The organism is Bradyrhizobium sp. 137 (assembly GCF_023074095.1).
Lineage (GTDB): Bacteria > Pseudomonadota > Alphaproteobacteria > Rhizobiales > Xanthobacteraceae > Bradyrhizobium.
Window position 1 is genome coordinate 134,678 of record NZ_JADPKU010000046.1, and the last position, 16,962, is coordinate 151,639.

Genomic DNA, 16,962 nt, shown 5'->3' on the forward strand with positions numbered 1-16,962 from the left:
TCGTCTCCATTGGGATCGATATTGCTGGTCGGGCCAGCCACGCGTCCTCCTTTCGGTGGACGCCTGGCGCGAGGCGAAGACTATACCGATCTGCGCCAGGGAATAAGCATCGACACGCGTTGTTTGTACTGCCGGTACTCGTCCCCGAAGAGAGCGACGAGGTCGCGCTCCTCCAGCGCGATGCCGACGAAGATGTAGAGCGTGGTCACGGCGGCGAACAGCAGATGGCCCGCGGTCATGACCGGCGCCGCCCAGAACGCGATGATGAAGCCGAGATAGATCGGATGACGAACGAACTTATAGAGCAGCGGCGTCTTGAACCGCGCAGGCGCCGCTTCCTTGCCGACGAGATGGTTGGTCACCTGATGCAGGCCGAACAGTTCGAAATGGTTGATCATGTAGGTCGAGGTGAACACCAGCACCCAGCCTGCGAAGGACAGCGTGACCAGCGTCACTGCAAAATCGGGATCCTGGACCTCCCATACGACCGAAGGCAGCGGCCGCCACTGCCAGAACAGGAGCAGCAACGACAGGCTCGCCAGCAGCACATAGGTGCTACGCTCGACTGGCTTCGGGACGAACTGCGTCCACCACGCCTTGAAGCTCTGACGCGCCATCACGCTGTGCTGGATGGCGAACAGGGTCATCAGGAGGAGATTGATGATGACCGCCTCAAGCGGGGGCGTGGCGGTTCCGGTGTCGATGGTCTTCGGCACGACCAGCCCCATCACGAAGCCGATGGCGTAGAGAATGGTGACGAAAAACACGAGATATGCCGCAATTCCGTACAGAAAGGCGGCGAACTTGAACATGCGTGAGCCCGCAACAGCCGGGCTGATCGAATGAACCTGATCAATCTGAGACATGGAAAGCTCCGTTGTGCCAAAACATCGGCACTATGTGGTCGCCCCACCATGCGCTTCGGACGGGCCCGAGACTTTCGCCGACAATTGATTTTCGCCTGAGATGCCATTGATTTTTGCTTGAGACGACACAAAACGTGCGATTTTGCTTTGAAGACAACGTGCTCGACGGCGACCTGCGGGAACTCACCTGCGCCGGTGTCGCCGTGCCGTTGCAGCCGCAGGTGTTCGATCTGTTGCTCTATCTGGTTGCTCAACGCGCGCGTGTGGTCAGCAGGGATGACCTGATCAGCCAGATCTGGAGCGACCGCATCGTCTCCGATTCCGCCCTGAACAGCCGGATCAACGCTGCGCGCAAGGCGATCGGCGACGACGGCGCCACCCAGCGGCTGATCAAGACCATTCCGCGCAAAGGCTTTCGTTTCGTCGGCGAGGTTCAGGAAGAGGTGGCGGCTTCGCCTGCGCCCGCTATATCCGTTCCTGCCCGGCCGCACACCGTCTCGGATCGCCCGGCAGTCGCGGTGCTCGCCTTCGAGAACATGAGCGGCGATCCCGCGCAGGACTATTTCGGCGACGGCATCAGCGAGGACATCCTCACCGCGCTGTCGAAACAGCGCTGGTTCCTGGTGATCGCCCGCAACTCGTCCTTCACCTACAAGGGACGCGCGGTCCACATCAGGCAGATCGCCGAGGAACTCGGCGTCCGCTACATCGTCGAGGGCAGCGTGCGCAAGGCGGACAACCGGGTGCGCATCACCGCACAGCTCAACGATGCCACATCAGGCAGCCATCTCTGGGCCGAGCGCTACGACCGCGAGCTGATCGACGTCTTTGCCGTGCAGGACGAGATCACCAACGCGATCGTGGCGGCGGTCGAGCCGCAGATCCACGCGGCCGAAAATTTTCGCGCTCACCGCAAGCCGCCTGCGAGCCTGGATGCCTGGGATCTGCTGATGCGTGCACTGTCACACTATTGGCGCGTGACGCGGCAGGATCACGAGGCCGCTCGGACGCTGCTGGAGCGCGCGATCGGAATTGATCCGAATTATGGTCAGGCGCTGTCGGTGTTGGCGGCAAATCATATGTTCGGCGTGCATCTCGGCTGGGCCAAGCTTGCTGCGGTGGCGCCAGTGGCGGAAGCCGCCGCGCTCGCTGCCGTGCGCTGCGACCATGAGGACGCCTGGGCGCATGCCGCGCTGGGGAGCGTCCTGTTCTCGACACGCAGGCTGGCCGACGCACTGTCCGAGTTCGAGCAGGCGCTCGCGCTCAATCCGAACTTCTCGCTGGCGCAGGGCTATTACGCGCTGGCACTGTCTTATGCCGGACGCTCGAAGGAATCGTTCGAGGCGGCGCAGACGGCAATCCGGCTCTCGCCGCGCGATCCCTCGCTGGCGATCTATCACGGCATTGCCGGCTATGCGCGCTTTACCGAGCGGCACTATGACGAGGCGATCGCGCTCGCGCGCGAGGCGATCCGCCACCGCGGCGACCTCACCGGCGCCTACCGCGTGCTCGCGGTCTCCGCCGGCATGACCGGGGACGCAAAGCTGGCAGAGATCGCGCTGGGCGAACTCCGCCGCGCCCAGCCCGGCATCTCGCTCCACTGGATCGCGACGCAACTGCCGTGGGCCAATGACGCCGACCGCGAGCACTATCTAGAAGGATTTCGGCGGGCGGGGTTGCGATGACGGGCCTGCCCACGACGCTGTGTCGCTAGCCGCACCGGTCATGTCGGCCAACGACCGACATGACCGGTACACAGCGATATGAGGCAGATAAATCAAAACAGGACGCGCTGTGCATTTTTTGTGCGAACGTTGTCGCGACTTTCATCTTGCGGCGCCGAGCGAGACTATGTGAGCCTCGCTACCGGATGGGGACTGGGATGGGCCGGCCGTCGCTTTGCGCGCGAGGACGTTGCGAAGCGTTAACGGCTGACCTCGCTTGAGAAAGATACGACATGCCGAAACGAGTGTTGCTTGGTCTCCTCCTGGCTTGCGGCCTCACGGCCCCGGCGCTGGCGCAAGAGCCGAAAACAGGGGGCGTGATCAATGCCGTAATCCAGCCCGAGCCGCCCGGCCTGATGCTTGCAATGGTCCAGAACGGTCCGACCCAGATGGTGTCGGGCAACATCTTCGAGGGGCTGCTGCGCTACAGCCCCAAGCTCGAGCCGCAGCCGGAGCTCGCCGAGAGCTGGAGCGTAAGCGAGGACGCGAAAACCTACGCCTTCAGGCTCAGGAAGGGCGTGACCTGGCACGACGGCAAGCCCTTCACCGCCGCAGACGTGCTGTTCTCGGTCGAGATGCTGAGGCAGACCCACGCGCGCGCCCGCAACAACCTCGCCCAGGTCGACAAGGTCGAGGCGCCCGACGACTACACGGTGGTCTTCACGCTGAAGCAGCCGTTCGGCCCGTTCCTCGGCATCTTCGAGGTTGGCTCGATGCCGATGGTGCCGAAGCATCTGTATGAAGGCACCGATTTCAAGACGAATCCCTACAACAACGCGCCCATCGGCACCGGCCCCTTCATGTTCAAGGAGTGGCAGAAGGGCTCGTTCATCCGCCTGGTCAAGAACCCGAACTATTACGAGAAGGGCAAGCCTTATCTCGACGAGATCTACTGGCAGATCATTCCCGACGCCGCGGCCCGCTCGGTGGCGTATGAGACCGGCAAGGTCGACGTGCTGCCCGGCGGCTCGGTCGAGAACTTCGACGTGCCGCGGCTGTCCAAGCTGAAGGACACCTGTGTCACCGGCGCCGGCTGGGAGTTCTTCTCGCCGCTGGCCTGGCTCTGGCTCAACAACCGCCAGGGTCCGCTCGCGGACAAGCGGGTGCGGCAGGCGGTCATGTATGCAATCGACCGCGATTTCGCCAAGGATGTCATCTGGAACGGGCTCGGCAAGGTCGCGACCGGCCCGTCCGCCTCGACCATCAAATATTACACCGACGACGTGAAAAAGTACCCGTACGATCCGGCCAAGGCCAAGGCGCTGCTGAAGGAAGCCGGCTACAAGGGCGAGAAGATCCGCCTGTTGCCGCTGGCCTATGGCGAAACCTGGCAGCGCTGGGGTGAAGCGGTGAAGCAGAACCTCCAGGACGCCGGTATCAACATCGAGACGATTGCCACCGACGTTGCTGGCGGCAACCAGAAGATCGGCGAGTGGGACTATGACATCGCCTTCACCTATCTCTATCAGTACGGCGATCCCGCACTCGGGGTAGGACGCAATTACGTCTCCAGCGCCATCGCCAAGGGCCAGGTTTTCAATAACGTCGAAGGCTACTCCAACCCGGAGATCGACAAGCTGTTCGCCGACGGTGCTGTCGCGACCCCGGACTCCAAGCGCAAGGAGATCTATGAGAAGGCGCAGAAGATCCTGGTCGAAGACGTGCCGGTGGCCTGGATGCTCGAGCTGCAATTCCCGACCATCATGCGCTGCAAGGTCAAGAACCTGATCACCACGGGAATCGGGGTCAATGACGGCTTCAAGGACGCATGGCTCGACAAGTGATGGTGCAGGCCGCACGCTTGTTTCACCTCCCCCGCTTGCGGGGGAGGTCGACGCGCTTGCAGAGCGCGGCGGGAGAGGGCTTTCTCCACCCGGTGTCATCTCTGCGGAAATACCCTCTCCCCTGCCCTCTCCCGCAAGCGGGAGAGGGAGCGCACGGCGATCGCCGCTGCGTTCAACCTGATCTGATCGCCATCTAATTATGCTCTCCTTCGTCGCTCAGCGTGTCCTAAAGGGCGTGATCGTCCTGCTCGCGATCATCGTTCTCAATTTCTTCCTGATCCGACTTGCGCCCGGCGACCCTGCGGTGGTGATGGCGGGCGAAGCCGGCGCCAGCGACCCGATCTTCGTGAAGCAGCTCCGGGAAAAGTTCGGCCTCGACAAGCCAATGCCCGAGCAGCTCTTCATCTACGTCAAGGGCGTCGTCACTCTCGACCTCGGCTTCTCCTTCCGCCAGCAGGCACCGGTCGCAAAGCTGATCGGCGAACGGCTGCCGGCGACGCTACTGCTGACACTGACCGCCTTCACGATCTCGCTCGTGCTCGGCATCCTCTTCGGCACCTTCGCCGCGCGCTTTGCCGGAACCTTCCTCGACACGGCCATTACCGTCTTTGCACTGATTTTCTACGCCATGCCGATCTTCTGGGTGGCGCTGATGGGGATCCTGCTGTTCTCGGTCACCATGGATTGGCTGCCGAGCTTCGGCTACGAGACAGTCGGCGCCAATCTCACCGGCCTTGCCCACGCGATCGACGTCGCAAAGCACCTGATCATGCCGGCGATGACCCTCGGGCTGTTCTTCATGGCGACCTACACCCGCATGACGCGCGCCTCGATGCTCGAGGTGAAGCGGCTCGACTTCATCAAGACCGCGCGCGCCAAGGGCCTGTCCGACGCCGTGATCCAGCGCCGCCACGTGCTGCGCAACGCTCTGCTGCCGGTAGTGACGCTCGCCGGCGTGCATTCCGGCACGCTGATCGGCGGCGCCGTCATCACCGAGACCGTGTTCGCCTGGCCCGGCATCGGTCGGCTGATGTACGACGCGCTACTCCAACGCGACTACAACCTACTGCTCGGCGTCTTCGTGATCTGCTCCGCCATGGTGCTGATCTTCAACCTCATCACCGACCTGGTCTACCGCCTGGTCGACCCGCGCATCGAATTCGCCTCATGAAGCAATTTTGGAAATCGATGTTGAAGAGCCCGAGCGGCGTCATTGGGCTCGTCATCCTGCTGCTTGCGATCTCGGTCGCGGTGTTCGGGCCGATGCTGTTCCCGAACTCGCCCTGGCGCATGGTGCAGCGGCCGTTCCTGCCGCCCTTCACGCTGCAGGCCGTGCCGCTCGGCACCGACGCGCTCGGCCGCGACGTGTTCGCCGGCATGATCTTCGGCGCACGCGTCTCGCTGCTCGTTGGCCTTGTCTCGACGCTGGTAGCCCTGATCGTCGGCGTGCCGATCGGCGCGATGGCCGGCTATTTCGGCGGCAAAGTCGACGATGCCTTGATGCGCTTCACCGAATTCTTTCAGACTATTCCAAGCTTCGCGCTCGCGATCGTGCTGGTCGCAATCCTGCAGCCCTCGATCTATTCCATCGTGGCCTCGATAGCGGTGGTGAGCTGGCCGCCGGTCGCCCGCCTCGTGCGCGGCGAGGTGCTGTCGCTGCGCACGCGCGAATATGTCCAGGCCGCGGTAGTCACGGGACAGAGCAACACCTGGATCATTTTGCGCGAGATCCTGCCGAACGCACTGTCGCCCGTGATCGTGCTGGCCTCGCTGATGGTGGCGACTGCAATCCTCTTGGAATCCTCGCTGTCGTTCCTTGGCCTCGGCGATCCCAATCTGATCTCCTGGGGCTACATGGTCGGCGCCGGCCGGACCGTGATCCGCCAGGCCTGGTGGATCACCGTGTTTCCCGGCGTGGCCATCCTGATCTCGGTGCTCGGCCTCAATTTGATCGGCGAAGGCCTAAACGACGCGCTCAATCCGCGACTGTCGCGGGAGGGGCGCTGACGATGACCGCACCGCCCGCCATCTCCATCAAGAGCCTGAGGATCGCGCTGCCCAAGGGCGCCGAGCGTCCGTTCGCCGTCGACGGCGTCTCGCTCGATTTGCAGCCCGGCAAGATCGTCTGCGTCGTCGGCGAGTCCGGGTCCGGCAAGTCGATGTGCGCGCATGCGCTGATGGGCCTGTTGCCGGACACCGTGTCGGTCACCTCCGGCGAGGTCCAGTTCGAAGGCCGCGACCTGCTCAAGCTGGGCGACGACGGCTGGCGCGATCTGCGCGGCCGCAGGCTCGCGATGATCTTTCAGGAACCGATGACCGCGCTCAATCCGTTGATGCGGATCGGCGACCAGATGGCGGAGATGTTCGAGGCCCATGGCCAGCTCACGCCGAAGGAGCGGCGCGCAAGAGCACTCGCGTTGGCGCGCGAGGTCGGCCTGCCCGACCCCGAGCGGATCGTGCGCGCCTACCCGCACCAGCTCTCCGGCGGCCAGCGCCAGCGCGCCATGATCGCCATGGCGCTCGCGCTTGAGCCCGCGGTGCTGGTCGCCGACGAGCCGACCACTGCGCTCGACGTCACCACGCAGGCACAAATTCTCGATCTGATCCGCAATCTCCAGCGCAACCGCAACATGGCGGTGATGTTCATCACCCACGATTTCGGCGTGGTCGCCGACATCGCCGACCAGGTCGTGGTGCTCCGACACGGCAAGGTGGTCGAGGAAGGTCCCGCTGCGACGGTTTTCCACGATCCGCAGCACGACTACACCAAGGCACTGCTCGCCGCCGTGCCGTCGATGGACCCGCCGGTGCGCAAACTGCTCGACGATCAGGCCCGGGCCGTCGAGGTGATCGGACTGGACAAGACCTACGTCACGTCGGGCGGCTGGTTTCGCGAGGACCGCCGCGTCGAGGCGGCGCGCGAGGTCAATTTCAACATCCTCAAGGGCGAGACGCTCGGCCTCGTCGGCGAATCCGGCTCCGGCAAGTCGTCGGTGGCACGGCTCGTGATGCGGCTGATCGAAGCCGACCGCGGCACGGTGCGGATCGGCGACACCGATCTCACCTCTCTTTCGGGCAGGGCGCTGCGCGCCGAACGGCATCGCATCCAGATGATCTTCCAGGATCCGTTCGCCTCGCTCAATCCGCGACGCAAGATTGGCCACATCATCGCCGACGGCCCAATCGCGGCCGGCACCGATCCGAAGGTCGCGCTCGACCGCGCTCGCGATCTCCTCAAGATGGTCGGCCTCGACGCCGGCGCCCTCGAGCGCTATCCGCACGAATTCTCCGGCGGCCAGCGCCAGCGTATCGGCATTGCGCGCGCGCTCGCGCTCGAGCCCGAGATCATCGTCGCAGATGAAGCCGTCTCCGCCCTCGACGTCTCCGTGCAGGCGCAGGTGTTGAAGCTGCTCGAAGACCTCAAGGCGCGCCTCGGCCTTTCGATGCTGTTCATCACCCATGATCTGCGCGTCGCGGCGCAAATCTGCGACCGCATCGCGGTGATGCAGCGCGGCGCCATCGTCGAACTCAAGCAGACCGCGCAGCTCTTCGCCGCGCCCGAGCACGCCTATACGCGTGAACTGCTGTCGGCGGTACCGGGGCGAAAGGCGCGCGCGCCGGCGGCATGAGCGATCGTCGTGACGGGTTCGCCGAGCTGCAAGATTGTTCCAAAAACTTGCGGGTGATGCCGGCGAAACATCTTTGGTCGATCGGCATTTGCTTTGCAGAGACTGCCTTGCCGGTGCGGCAAGAGTAAGCTGTCATCGGCGTTCGCTCGCGCGGTAATTGCAGCAGCGCGATAAGAACGGTGAACAGCCCGTACCTGGCGCAGGAACACCCGGACGTTGGGACGCCCGCGCGGTCACGGGCTTTTTATTCCGTCGTGAACGGGGACGTCGTTTCAAAAGCCGAGGGGACGCCATAGATACGATTAGATGATTGTTATCATCTCATGACCTGCTTGCCCCACTGACATTCGGAGCCAACATGGGTGAAGTTATTCGATTTGTCTCAAGATCTGAGCGCGAGCGCGCGCGCCTCATTCAGGAGGCACGCGCAATCTACGACAGCATCTTTCCGCCATCTGATCCGGTCAGCAATGGGCAGGATAAAGCAACGGGCCGCACGATCAGCGGCGGCGATAGGGGTAACCTTTCGTGATCAAGATCATTGCCGTGCTTTGCAGTCTCTCCTCTCCGACCAATTGCCATGAGCAGATTGTCACCAGCTCGGACTTTGCTCAGGTCTCGGTGCAGTCCTGCCTGATGGGCGCCCCGCAGCTTGCGGAATGGATGAACCAGCATCCGGCTGAGCGCCTGGCGGCATGGCGTTGCGTGATTGGGAAGCAGGATCGCAGGGGAATCTAACGAGGAAGATTTTCGTCCTTGGCGAATGATCACCCGGGACGGCTCCATTAAACCACACCGTGACGACAACCCATCGCTGGGCTAACCTCGCCCCCCTTTGTCCATGAGGGGGAAGCCAGATGGAGGTCGCCAGCCTCATTCTTCCCGTGTTCGCGATCATCGTCACCGGCTGGCTGGCAGGCGAGTTCGGCTCTCTCTCCCGCTCGCTTGCCGATGCCCTGGTGCACTTTGCTTACAACGTGGCGATGCCGGCGCTCCTGATCGTCACGATCGCGCGGGAGCCGGCCCGCAACCTGCTGGAATGGCGCTTCCTGCTCGCATTCGGCGGCGGTTCACTGATCTGCTTCGGGATGGTGTTTCTGGCGGTCCGCGCGGGTGGCAAACACGATATCGCCAGCAGCACCATTCATGGGATGGCGGCGGCAATGACCAATACCGGGTTTGTCGCGCTGCCGATCCTGCACGTGATCTACGGCCAGCCCGCCGTCCTGCCCGCCGCGGTAGCGACAGTGTTCGTGGCCGCCGTAATGTTTCCGATCACGGTCATCCTCCTGAAAGGACGCGACCCGCACGAGCCCGCCCATCCCACGGGACTGGCAAAGCAGATCCTGCTCAATCCGATGGTGCTGTCGACGCTCATTGGGCTGGTGTGGGCGATCACGGGCTTGCCGATTCCGGCGCTGGTCGCGACCTATCTGAACATGATCGCTGCAGCGCTCACGCCTTGCGCGCTGTTTGCCATCGGACTTGGTTTGTCCGTTGAGGGCCTGCGATCCAACCTGAAGGCATCGTTTGCGCTCGCGGCGGTGAAACTGGTGGTCATGCCTCTGATCGTCTACGGGCTCTGCGTGATCTTGGGACTCGATCCTCTCTACACGGTCGCCGCTGTCGTCTGCGCGGCCGTGCCGACGGCGAAAACCGTGTACGTCCTCGCGCATGAGCACAAGGTTGACGAGAAGCTGGTTGCGGCCACGGTCTCGATCACGACGATGCTGTCCGTCGCAACGTTGCTGGTCGCGCTGTATCTGCTCTCCGGCCTCGCGATTGGCGTCCGCTGACCGGCATCGGTCTATCTCGTGGTGTTGCTCCAGGTGGGGACCGAGTTGGTCACGCCGACCGAGGGCCAATTGTACGAGCCGACCGACGGCGCCGTGACGGTGCCGACCGTCTGTCCGGACGACCCATAGGACGCGCTCGGCTGCGCTGACGGCGTTCCGGCACCGCCATAGGTCGGCGCCACCACACCGTTGCTGTAATGTCGGCTCGATCGGGCTTTCTTCGCTTCAGCCGCAAAGGGCACGGCAAGCAGCCCGGCAGTGACGAGTGCGGCAATGGCGAGTTTGATGGTTGTCATGGCCTGATCCTTTCGCCCCGTGCCCGGTATGCCAAGTGTTCATTCATCGGAAAATTTCCATAGGTCTGCGTTCATAACTCCGTGCGCGCGCGAACGTGCCGGGCTGCGCTCGCCGCCTTCGGATGAACCCGAATCAGCGCTAGTGCATTGGCTTCAGTGACTTTCCTGGACGCAAGCAGCATGACCGGCGCCGAACTGAAGCAACTCCGCAACGACCTCTCCGACGCCCTTGAGCGCAAGCTCACCGCGGCCGACATGGCCAGGCTGTGCGGGCTGCCGGAGAAAGGCGGCGCCGAGACCATAAGGCGCTGGGAGGTCAGCGGCCCGACACCAGCGGCGACCAAGGTGCTGCGCGTGCTCGCGATGGCAAGCGAGCGCTATCCGATCCTGGAGAAGTTCGACATCTTCGATCGTCACGACGTGCGCGAGGAAGACCGCCCGGCAAAGCGCGCGGCCTTTCGTGCTCAGATGCGCGACGAGGCGCGGCGACGTCTTGGTTAAGAGGAGGCGCCCGCAAGTTACCGGCGACGCGCGAAGTTAAGCCTTCCTTCAGCATTTCTTAAGGCGCCATTAAGCACGAAAATCATTTGCGGCCCAGTAGGTTAGGTTGGGGCCCGCTGTGCCATGCATGTGACAGCATTTTCGTCAAAAGCGAGCTATCTGCAAAACCAACGACGGCGCGAAAGCGCGCCTGCCGGGGACCTTACGTGTTGGAGTTCAAGACGATGAAGAAGATTCTGTTTGCGACCGTTGCGCTGCTCGTGCTGGGCGCGGCCGCGCCGGCCGTCGGCGCCGATCTCGGTAACCGCAACTACTACAAGGCACCCGCGCCGGCCTATGCTGCACCGATCTACAACTGGACCGGTTTTTACATCGGCGGCCATGTCGGCGGTGCGTTCTCCAGCGACAACAATTTCAACGGTCTCTCCACCGGCAACAATGGCAACGGCCGTTTCCTCGGCGGTGTGCAGGTCGGTGCGGACTGGCAGTTCAACCCGAACTTCGTCGTCGGCGTCGAAGGCCAGTATTCCTGGCTCTCCGGCAGCGTCGGCGCGGTGTTCCCGGGCGGCATCGCCTACACCAACGACCAGCGCGGGCTCGGCTCGATCACCGGCCGGGTCGGCTACACCTGGGGTCCGGGCCTCCTCTATGTGAAGGGCGGTTATGCCTATTCGGACAACAACGAGAGAGTGACTGTTGGCGGCGTACCATCCGGCTTCATCATCGATGGCGATCATCGCAACGGCTACACCGTCGGCGCCGGCCTCGAATACATGTTCGCACCGAACTGGTCGGCCAAGGCCGAGTACCAGTACTACAACTTCGGCGATGCGCACTTCACCGCGGGCCCGCTGGTCGGCACCGGCAACTTCACCACCGACGACCATACCTTCAAGGCGGGCCTCAATTACCGCTTCAACTGGGCCAGCCCGGCCGTCGCGCGCTACTGAGCGTTAGCAAAACGTTATCATCACGAAGGGCCGGCGATGTTGCCGGCCCTTCTTTTTTCGCGCTGCGGAACGCGCGCAACCGATTGCACAGATTGCGATTTTTTAACCGGCGTGCCCGATACTCCCGGCCACAAAACAGAAGCAAGGGCGTGGGGGAATTTCGATGGCGATCCGTTTCAGTCTCGGCCGATTCAAGCCGCGTTTCAAACTGCCGAAATGGGGCGTGCGCGGCAGCCTGTTCGCGGCCTTCGCAGTGATCGCCGGCATGGGCCTCGTGATTTCGGCCGGCGCCGGCCTGGCGCTGCAGAAACTCGGCGGGCGCATGACTGAACTGAGCGGACGGGACATTCCGCGCCTTGCGGCGAGCCTGCAATTGTCGGCCTTGAGCGCGAGCCTTGCGGCACAGGGACCTGCCCTGCTTGCGGCTCAAACCGAGGACGCCCTGAACGAGCGCACCAAGAAGCTGAAGGAACTGCAGGAGCAGACGCAGCAGAAGCTCAACGAGATCATCGAGCTCGGCGGCGACAAGGCCGTCGTCTCCGGTCTCGGCGAGACGATGAAGAGCATCAACGAGGCGGCCCAGAGCCTGGCCAAGGCTGCCCGCGAACGGCTGGACATCGCGGCCCTGCATGACAAGCAATATGACGCGCTACGCAACGCGCAGGGCGCGTTCGTCGGCGCGGCCAGTCCGGCGATGCTGGACGCGCAGACCCGGGTCAACGCCATTCTCGGCTCTGCCGACCTGTCCGCTGCAGATGCCACTGACGCCGCGCAGACCGTCGGCCAGCTCGGCAACGTCGTCGCCAGCGGCAATCTCGCAGCCGCCGACATGAGCGCGGCGCTCTCGGCGAACACGAGCGACAAGCTCGATGACATCCAGAAGGAATTCAAGACGGCACAGGGTCGCTTGCGGTCCAACCTCGATCTGTTGCCGGACAATCAGGGCAACAAGATGCTGCGCGAGACCGCAGAAAAGCTGCTCGCGCTCGGGACCGGCAAGTCCGGCGTATTCAATTTGCGCGAGAAGGAGCTCGACTCCGTCGATTACGGCCAGACCATCCTGGACGAGACCCGCAAGCTCAATGTCGGCCTCGGCATCAGCGTGCAGCAGCTCGTCGACGCCGTGCAGAAAGAGACCAACACGTCGACCTTCCAGGCGCGGCAGGAGATTTCGCTCGCCACGACGGCGATGCTGGCGCTGGGCGCCATGATGTTGGTCGGCTCGGCGCTGTTCGTCTGGCTCTATGTCGGCCGCAACATCCTCCGCCGCATCAGCGGCCTCCAGCGCGCCATGCAGCTGCTCTCGGCCGGCGATCTCGACACCGAGATCGCACGCGCGAAGCACAACGACGAGATCGGCGCGATGACCGATACGCTTCACGTGTTCCGCGACAGCATGATCGAAGCCCGGTCGCTGGCCAGCGAGCAGGACAAGGATCGTGCAGCGAAAGCCGAACGTGCCGCGCGGATGGAGGCGAAGATCGCCGAGTTTGAAAGCACTGTCCGCTCCGCGCTCGACAATCTCGCGCAATCAGCCAATTCGATGCAATCGACGGCGCAGAGCATGTCGAATACCGCGGACCAGTCCAACGCGCTGGTGAACGCGGTCGCCTCCGCCGCGGAGGAAACCTCCGTCAACGTGCAGACGGTCTCGGCCGGCACCGAGCAGCTGTCGTCCTCGATCGCCGAGATCAGCCGTCAGGTGGTGACCTCGGCGGAGATCGCCAAGAAGGCGGTCGACGAGGCCGGCGCCACTGACGCGACGGTGCAGAGCCTCGCCGACAGCGCGAGCCGCATCAATGTCGTCGTCGATCTGATCCAGACCATCGCCTCGCAGACCAACCTGCTCGCCCTCAACGCCACCATCGAGGCGGCACGCGCGGGCGAGGCTGGCCGCGGCTTCGCAGTGGTCGCGTCCGAGGTGAAGAGCCTTGCGAGCCAGACCGCCAAGGCGACGGAAGAAATCCGCACCCAGATCGCCAGCATGCAGGAGATAACGACCTCGGCGGTCGGTGCCATCCAGGGCATCGGCCGGATCATCGGCGAGATCAACGACGTCACCACGACGATTGCGGCTGCGGTCGAGCAACAGGGCGCCGCTACCCGCGAGATCGCCCGCAACATCCAGCACGCCGCCGGCGGCACCAGCGAGGTCTCCAGCAACATCGTCGGCGTCTCCACGGCGTCTGCCGAGGCCGGCGCTGCGGCAGGCGAAGTGCTGAACGCCTCCGATGCACTGCGCCGCGAGGCCGACATGCTGCGCGGGGAGATCGACGCGTTCCTCAACAACATGCGCGCGGCCTGATCGTCATTCCGGGACGCCTCGAAGAGGCGGGCCCGGAATCTCGCACCACAATCTCCGGATTCCGGGTTCGCGCTTGCGCGCGCCCCGGAAGGACAGCGTTTTTTTGCCGGCTTCAACCGAGACGCGGAAAAACCGCTGCCGGTATGACGGCCATGCGACGGTCGACTCCCATCCTTTTCGGCTGGCGCCCCGCGCGCCGCGGGTTTAAGCCGGTAGCATGAATTCGAAAACCGACACCGCGCAGTCCTCGGCCGAGGCCTTGCGCTACCCTTGGGAACAGCATCCCGGCCCCGAAGAGGTGGTTGAGGTGCGGCCCGGTGTGCTGTGGGCGCGGCTGAAACTGCCGTTCCGCCTCAATCACGTGAACATCTACCTGCTCGCCGACGGCGACGGCTATGCCATGATCGATGCCGGCTTCGGCAACCAGGAGACGATCGAGGCCTGGACAAAGCTGTTCAAGGGCCCGCTGAAAGGCGTCAACATCACGCGGCTGATCGTCACCCACTCGCACCCCGATCATGTCGGTCTCGCCGGGTGGATCGTCGAACGGTTCAACTGCCCGCTGGTGATGTCGCAGGTCGAATATCTGCAATCGGTCTATCACCAGAACCGCGGCACCGAGGAGCGGCGCGAGGCGCAGCGGCTGTTCTTCCGCCGCCATGGCATGGACGAATCGCTCACCGAAAAGCTGCTCGGTCGCGGTCAGGATTATCTCAAGCGCGTCTCCGTGCTGCCGCCGTCCTACCGCCGCATCTCCCATGGCGACGACGTCGTGATCGGTTCACGCCGCTTCAAGGTGATCACCGGCGGCGGGCACGCGCTCGACCAGGTGATGCTGTATTGCGCCGACGACAAGCTGTTCCTCTCCGCCGACCAGGTGCTGAGCAAGATCTCGCCGAATGTCAGCGTCTGGGCGGTCGAGCCCGACCAGAACTCGCTCGGCGAATATCTGGCCTCGCTCGCCAGCCTCACCACGACGCTCCCCTACGACGTGCTGGTGCTGCCTGGCCACGGCGTGCCGTTTTACGGCTTGAAGACCCGGATCAAGCAGCTCGCCGACCACCACGAGGAGCGCTGCCGCCTGATCGCGGAAGCCTGCCGCGAGGTGCCGCAGACCTCGCGCGCCTTGGTGCCCGTCGTATTCAACAAGCATGTGTTGGACGAGCATCAGATGGGCTTTGCCGCCGGCGAACTGGTTGCCCATGTCAACTATATGATCGTCGAGGGCCGGTTGAGGGCGGAGACGCAGGACGGCGTGTTGCAGTTCAGGACGACCTGAGTTTGCCTTCGCCTCTCCCCGCTTGCGGGCAGAGGCCGGAATTCAAGCGCCGCTTGAGGCGATGGCGTCGGCCGGCTCCGCAATGATAGACGGAGCGGGCGCCGTGGACAAAATGTCCACGGCAGCCCCACCTTCCCGGCAACTCCGGTCCGGGCCGCAAGTGCGCGCTAGGCACTTGATCCAAATCAACAATCGTGGCCGGGCCGGCGTTATCAATTGGCACGCTCGCCTTGCCGCAAATGTGAGCAGGTGCATGGACATCGGAGCTGGAAAAGCTCTAAAAATTGAACGGCCGCCTTGGGCCGGGTTCCGCTGCAGGTTTGCCGATGGATTACAACGAGTTCTTCAGTTCCGCCCTCGACCGTCTTCACACCGAGCGGAGGTACCGCGTGTTCGCCGATCTGGAGCGCACGGCCGGCCGGTTCCCACACGCGGTCTGGCATTCGCCGAACGGCAAACGCGACGTCGTGATCTGGTGCTCCAACGATTATCTCGGCATGGGTCAGCACCCGAAGGTGGTCGGCGCCATGGTCGAGACCGCAACCCGCGTCGGCACCGGGGCCGGCGGCACCCGCAACATCGCCGGCACGAATCATCCGCTGGTCCAGCTCGAGGCCGAGCTGGCCGATCTCCATGGCAAGGAAGCCGCACTGCTGTTCACCTCGGGTTACGTCTCGAACCAGACCGGCATCGCCACCATCGCAAAACTCATTCCGAACTGCCTGATCCTGTCGGACGAGCTCAACCACAATTCGATGATTGAGGGCATCCGACAGTCCGGCTGTGAGCGGGTTGTGTTCCGCCACAACGATCTTGCCCATCTTGAAGAGCTGCTGAAAGTGGCCGGCCCGAACCGGCCGAAACTGATCGCCTCCGAGAGCCTTTATTCGATGGATGGCGACATCGCGCCGCTCGCCAAGATCTGCGACCTCGCTGAAAAGTATGGCGCGATGACCTATGTCGACGAGGTCCACGCGGTCGGCATGTACGGCCCGCGCGGCGGCGGCATTGCCGAGCGTGACGGGGTCATGCATCGCATCGACATCCTCGAAGGCACGCTGGCGAAAGCTTTCGGCTGCCTTGGCGGCTACATCGCCGCCAACGGTCAGATCATCGACGCCGTGCGCTCCTATGCGCCGGGCTTCATCTTCACCACCGCGCTACCGCCGGCGATCTGCTCGGCCGCGACCGCCGCGATCAAGCACCTGAAGACCTCGAACTGGGAGCGTGAGCGCCACCAGGACCGCGCCGCCCGCGTCAAGGCGATCCTCAATGCCGCCGGCCTGCCGGTGATGTCGAGCGACACCCATATCGTGCCGCTGTTCGTCGGCGATCCCGAGAAGTGCAAGCAGGCCTCCGACCTTCTGCTCGAGGAGCACGGCATCTACATCCAGCCGATCAACTATCCGACCGTCGCCAAAGGCACCGAACGACTGCGCATCACGCCCTCGCCCTATCACGACGACGGTCTGATCGATCAGCTCGCCGAAGCCCTGCTGCAAGTGTGGGACCGCCTGGGCCTGCCGCTGCGCCAGAAGTCGCTGGCGGCGGAGTAGGGTTCGCTTCCACCCTCCCCTGGAGGGGGAGCGTCGGCTCACATTGAGCGCAGCGAAATGGAGCCGGGGTGGGGTGACAGTCTCTCCACCTCGAACGCTGCCCGTATCGAGAGATCACCCCACTCGGCTCGCGCTGCGCGCGATCGACCCTCCCCCTCCAGGGGAGGATAGGCGCCCGGTCCAAACCGGCTACATGGGTAACAGACTAGACCGGCGACATGGGTAACAGGTCAACTATTCGGCAAGGAGGGCTTGCCGATGGCTTGGAAGGAGACC

Annotated in this window: 15 protein-coding genes; 13 read left to right on the forward strand and 2 right to left on the reverse strand. The window is 63.7% G+C overall.

Annotated features, from left to right (window positions below; genetic code table 11):
* Positions 1-80: 80 nt before the first annotated feature.
* Complete coding sequence (gene mddA, locus IVA78_RS12200) at positions 81-866, reverse strand: methanethiol S-methyltransferase (protein ID WP_247281722.1); 786 nt, start codon at positions 864-866, stop codon at positions 81-83.
* A 134-nt stretch (positions 867-1,000) separates the two neighbouring features.
* Between mddA and IVA78_RS12205 the strand changes: the two genes are divergently transcribed.
* The 8 genes from IVA78_RS12205 to IVA78_RS12240 all read left to right on the forward strand — a co-directional run bounded on the left by IVA78_RS12205 (position 1,001) and on the right by IVA78_RS12240 (position 9,799).
* Positions 1,001-2,551 (forward strand): winged helix-turn-helix domain-containing tetratricopeptide repeat protein, encoded by a 1,551-nt coding sequence (locus IVA78_RS12205; RefSeq protein WP_247281723.1) that lies wholly within the window; start codon positions 1,001-1,003, stop codon positions 2,549-2,551.
* Between the two features lie 272 nt (positions 2,552-2,823).
* Positions 2,824-4,374 carry an ABC transporter substrate-binding protein gene (locus IVA78_RS12210; protein ID WP_247281724.1) on the forward strand — a complete coding sequence of 517 codons (1,551 nt, stop codon included), beginning with the start codon at positions 2,824-2,826 and terminating at the stop codon, positions 4,372-4,374.
* A 199-nt stretch (positions 4,375-4,573) separates the two neighbouring features.
* The gene (locus IVA78_RS12215) at positions 4,574-5,545 is read left to right on the forward strand and encodes an ABC transporter permease (protein WP_247421666.1); all 972 of its coding nucleotides are present in this window, start codon (positions 4,574-4,576) and stop codon (positions 5,543-5,545) included.
* The gene (locus IVA78_RS12220; RefSeq protein ID WP_247281726.1) at positions 5,542-6,381 is read left to right on the forward strand and encodes an ABC transporter permease; all 840 of its coding nucleotides are present in this window, start codon (positions 5,542-5,544) and stop codon (positions 6,379-6,381) included. Before IVA78_RS12215 ends, IVA78_RS12220 begins: the two co-directional genes overlap by 4 nt.
* 2 nt (positions 6,382-6,383) lie before the next feature.
* The gene (locus IVA78_RS12225; protein ID WP_247465446.1) at positions 6,384-8,003 is read left to right on the forward strand and encodes an ABC transporter ATP-binding protein; all 1,620 of its coding nucleotides are present in this window, start codon (positions 6,384-6,386) and stop codon (positions 8,001-8,003) included.
* Between the two features lie 358 nt (positions 8,004-8,361).
* Positions 8,362-8,535 (forward strand): hypothetical protein, encoded by a 174-nt coding sequence (locus IVA78_RS12230; protein WP_247281728.1) that lies wholly within the window; start codon positions 8,362-8,364, stop codon positions 8,533-8,535.
* Positions 8,532-8,741, forward strand: coding sequence for a hypothetical protein (locus tag IVA78_RS12235; RefSeq protein WP_247281729.1), 210 nt, complete (start codon positions 8,532-8,534; stop codon positions 8,739-8,741). The genes IVA78_RS12230 and IVA78_RS12235 overlap by 4 nt, the downstream gene beginning before the upstream one ends.
* A gap of 119 nt (positions 8,742-8,860) precedes the next feature.
* The gene (locus IVA78_RS12240; protein WP_247421671.1) at positions 8,861-9,799 is read left to right on the forward strand and encodes an AEC family transporter; all 939 of its coding nucleotides are present in this window, start codon (positions 8,861-8,863) and stop codon (positions 9,797-9,799) included.
* An 11-nt stretch (positions 9,800-9,810) separates the two neighbouring features.
* Here IVA78_RS12240 and IVA78_RS12245 read toward each other — a convergent pair whose 3' ends face one another.
* On the reverse strand, positions 9,811-10,095 hold the full coding sequence (locus IVA78_RS12245; protein WP_247281731.1) for a hypothetical protein: 285 nt from the start codon (positions 10,093-10,095) through the stop codon (positions 9,811-9,813).
* Positions 10,096-10,275: 180 nt separating this feature from the next.
* On the opposite strand from IVA78_RS12245, the gene IVA78_RS12250 reads away from it, so the two are divergent.
* From IVA78_RS12250 to hemA, 5 genes are all read left to right on the forward strand, one after another.
* Positions 10,276-10,596: a hypothetical protein gene (locus IVA78_RS12250; RefSeq protein WP_247281732.1), complete on the forward strand. Its 321-nt coding sequence runs from the start codon at positions 10,276-10,278 to the stop codon at positions 10,594-10,596.
* A 224-nt stretch (positions 10,597-10,820) separates the two neighbouring features.
* Positions 10,821-11,546: an outer membrane protein gene (locus IVA78_RS12255; protein WP_247281733.1), complete on the forward strand. Its 726-nt coding sequence runs from the start codon at positions 10,821-10,823 to the stop codon at positions 11,544-11,546.
* 163 nt (positions 11,547-11,709) lie between these two features.
* Positions 11,710-13,851, forward strand: coding sequence for a HAMP domain-containing methyl-accepting chemotaxis protein (locus IVA78_RS12260; RefSeq protein ID WP_247281734.1), 2,142 nt, complete (start codon positions 11,710-11,712; stop codon positions 13,849-13,851).
* A gap of 217 nt (positions 13,852-14,068) precedes the next feature.
* Complete coding sequence (locus IVA78_RS12265) at positions 14,069-15,130, forward strand: MBL fold metallo-hydrolase (protein ID WP_247465451.1); 1,062 nt, start codon at positions 14,069-14,071, stop codon at positions 15,128-15,130.
* Between the two features lie 326 nt (positions 15,131-15,456).
* A complete protein-coding gene (gene hemA / locus IVA78_RS12270; RefSeq protein WP_247465455.1) occupies positions 15,457-16,686 on the forward strand; it encodes a 5-aminolevulinate synthase in 1,230 nt (409 codons plus the stop codon).
* Positions 16,687-16,962: the final 276 nt, after the last annotated feature.

Excerpts from the sequence above, each read along its gene's own strand:
- mddA (WP_247281722.1), bottom strand. The coding sequence starts at position 866 with ATGTCTCAGATTGATCAGGTTCATTCGATCAGCCCGGCTGTTGCGGGC.
- IVA78_RS12210 (WP_247281724.1), top strand. The coding sequence starts at position 2,824 with ATGCCGAAACGAGTGTTGCTTGGTCTCCTCCTGGCTTGCGGCCTCACG.
- IVA78_RS12215 (WP_247421666.1), top strand. The coding sequence starts at position 4,574 with ATGCTCTCCTTCGTCGCTCAGCGTGTCCTAAAGGGCGTGATCGTCCTG.
- IVA78_RS12220 (WP_247281726.1), top strand. The coding sequence starts at position 5,542 with ATGAAGCAATTTTGGAAATCGATGTTGAAGAGCCCGAGCGGCGTCATT.
- IVA78_RS12225 (WP_247465446.1), top strand. The coding sequence starts at position 6,384 with ATGACCGCACCGCCCGCCATCTCCATCAAGAGCCTGAGGATCGCGCTG.
- IVA78_RS12230 (WP_247281728.1), top strand. The coding sequence starts at position 8,362 with ATGGGTGAAGTTATTCGATTTGTCTCAAGATCTGAGCGCGAGCGCGCG.
- IVA78_RS12240 (WP_247421671.1), top strand. The coding sequence starts at position 8,861 with ATGGAGGTCGCCAGCCTCATTCTTCCCGTGTTCGCGATCATCGTCACC.
- IVA78_RS12245 (WP_247281731.1), bottom strand. The coding sequence starts at position 10,095 with ATGACAACCATCAAACTCGCCATTGCCGCACTCGTCACTGCCGGGCTG.
- IVA78_RS12250 (WP_247281732.1), top strand. The coding sequence starts at position 10,276 with ATGACCGGCGCCGAACTGAAGCAACTCCGCAACGACCTCTCCGACGCC.
- IVA78_RS12255 (WP_247281733.1), top strand. The coding sequence starts at position 10,821 with ATGAAGAAGATTCTGTTTGCGACCGTTGCGCTGCTCGTGCTGGGCGCG.
- IVA78_RS12260 (WP_247281734.1), top strand. The coding sequence starts at position 11,710 with ATGGCGATCCGTTTCAGTCTCGGCCGATTCAAGCCGCGTTTCAAACTG.
- IVA78_RS12265 (WP_247465451.1), top strand. The coding sequence starts at position 14,069 with ATGAATTCGAAAACCGACACCGCGCAGTCCTCGGCCGAGGCCTTGCGC.
- hemA (WP_247465455.1), top strand. The coding sequence starts at position 15,457 with ATGGATTACAACGAGTTCTTCAGTTCCGCCCTCGACCGTCTTCACACC.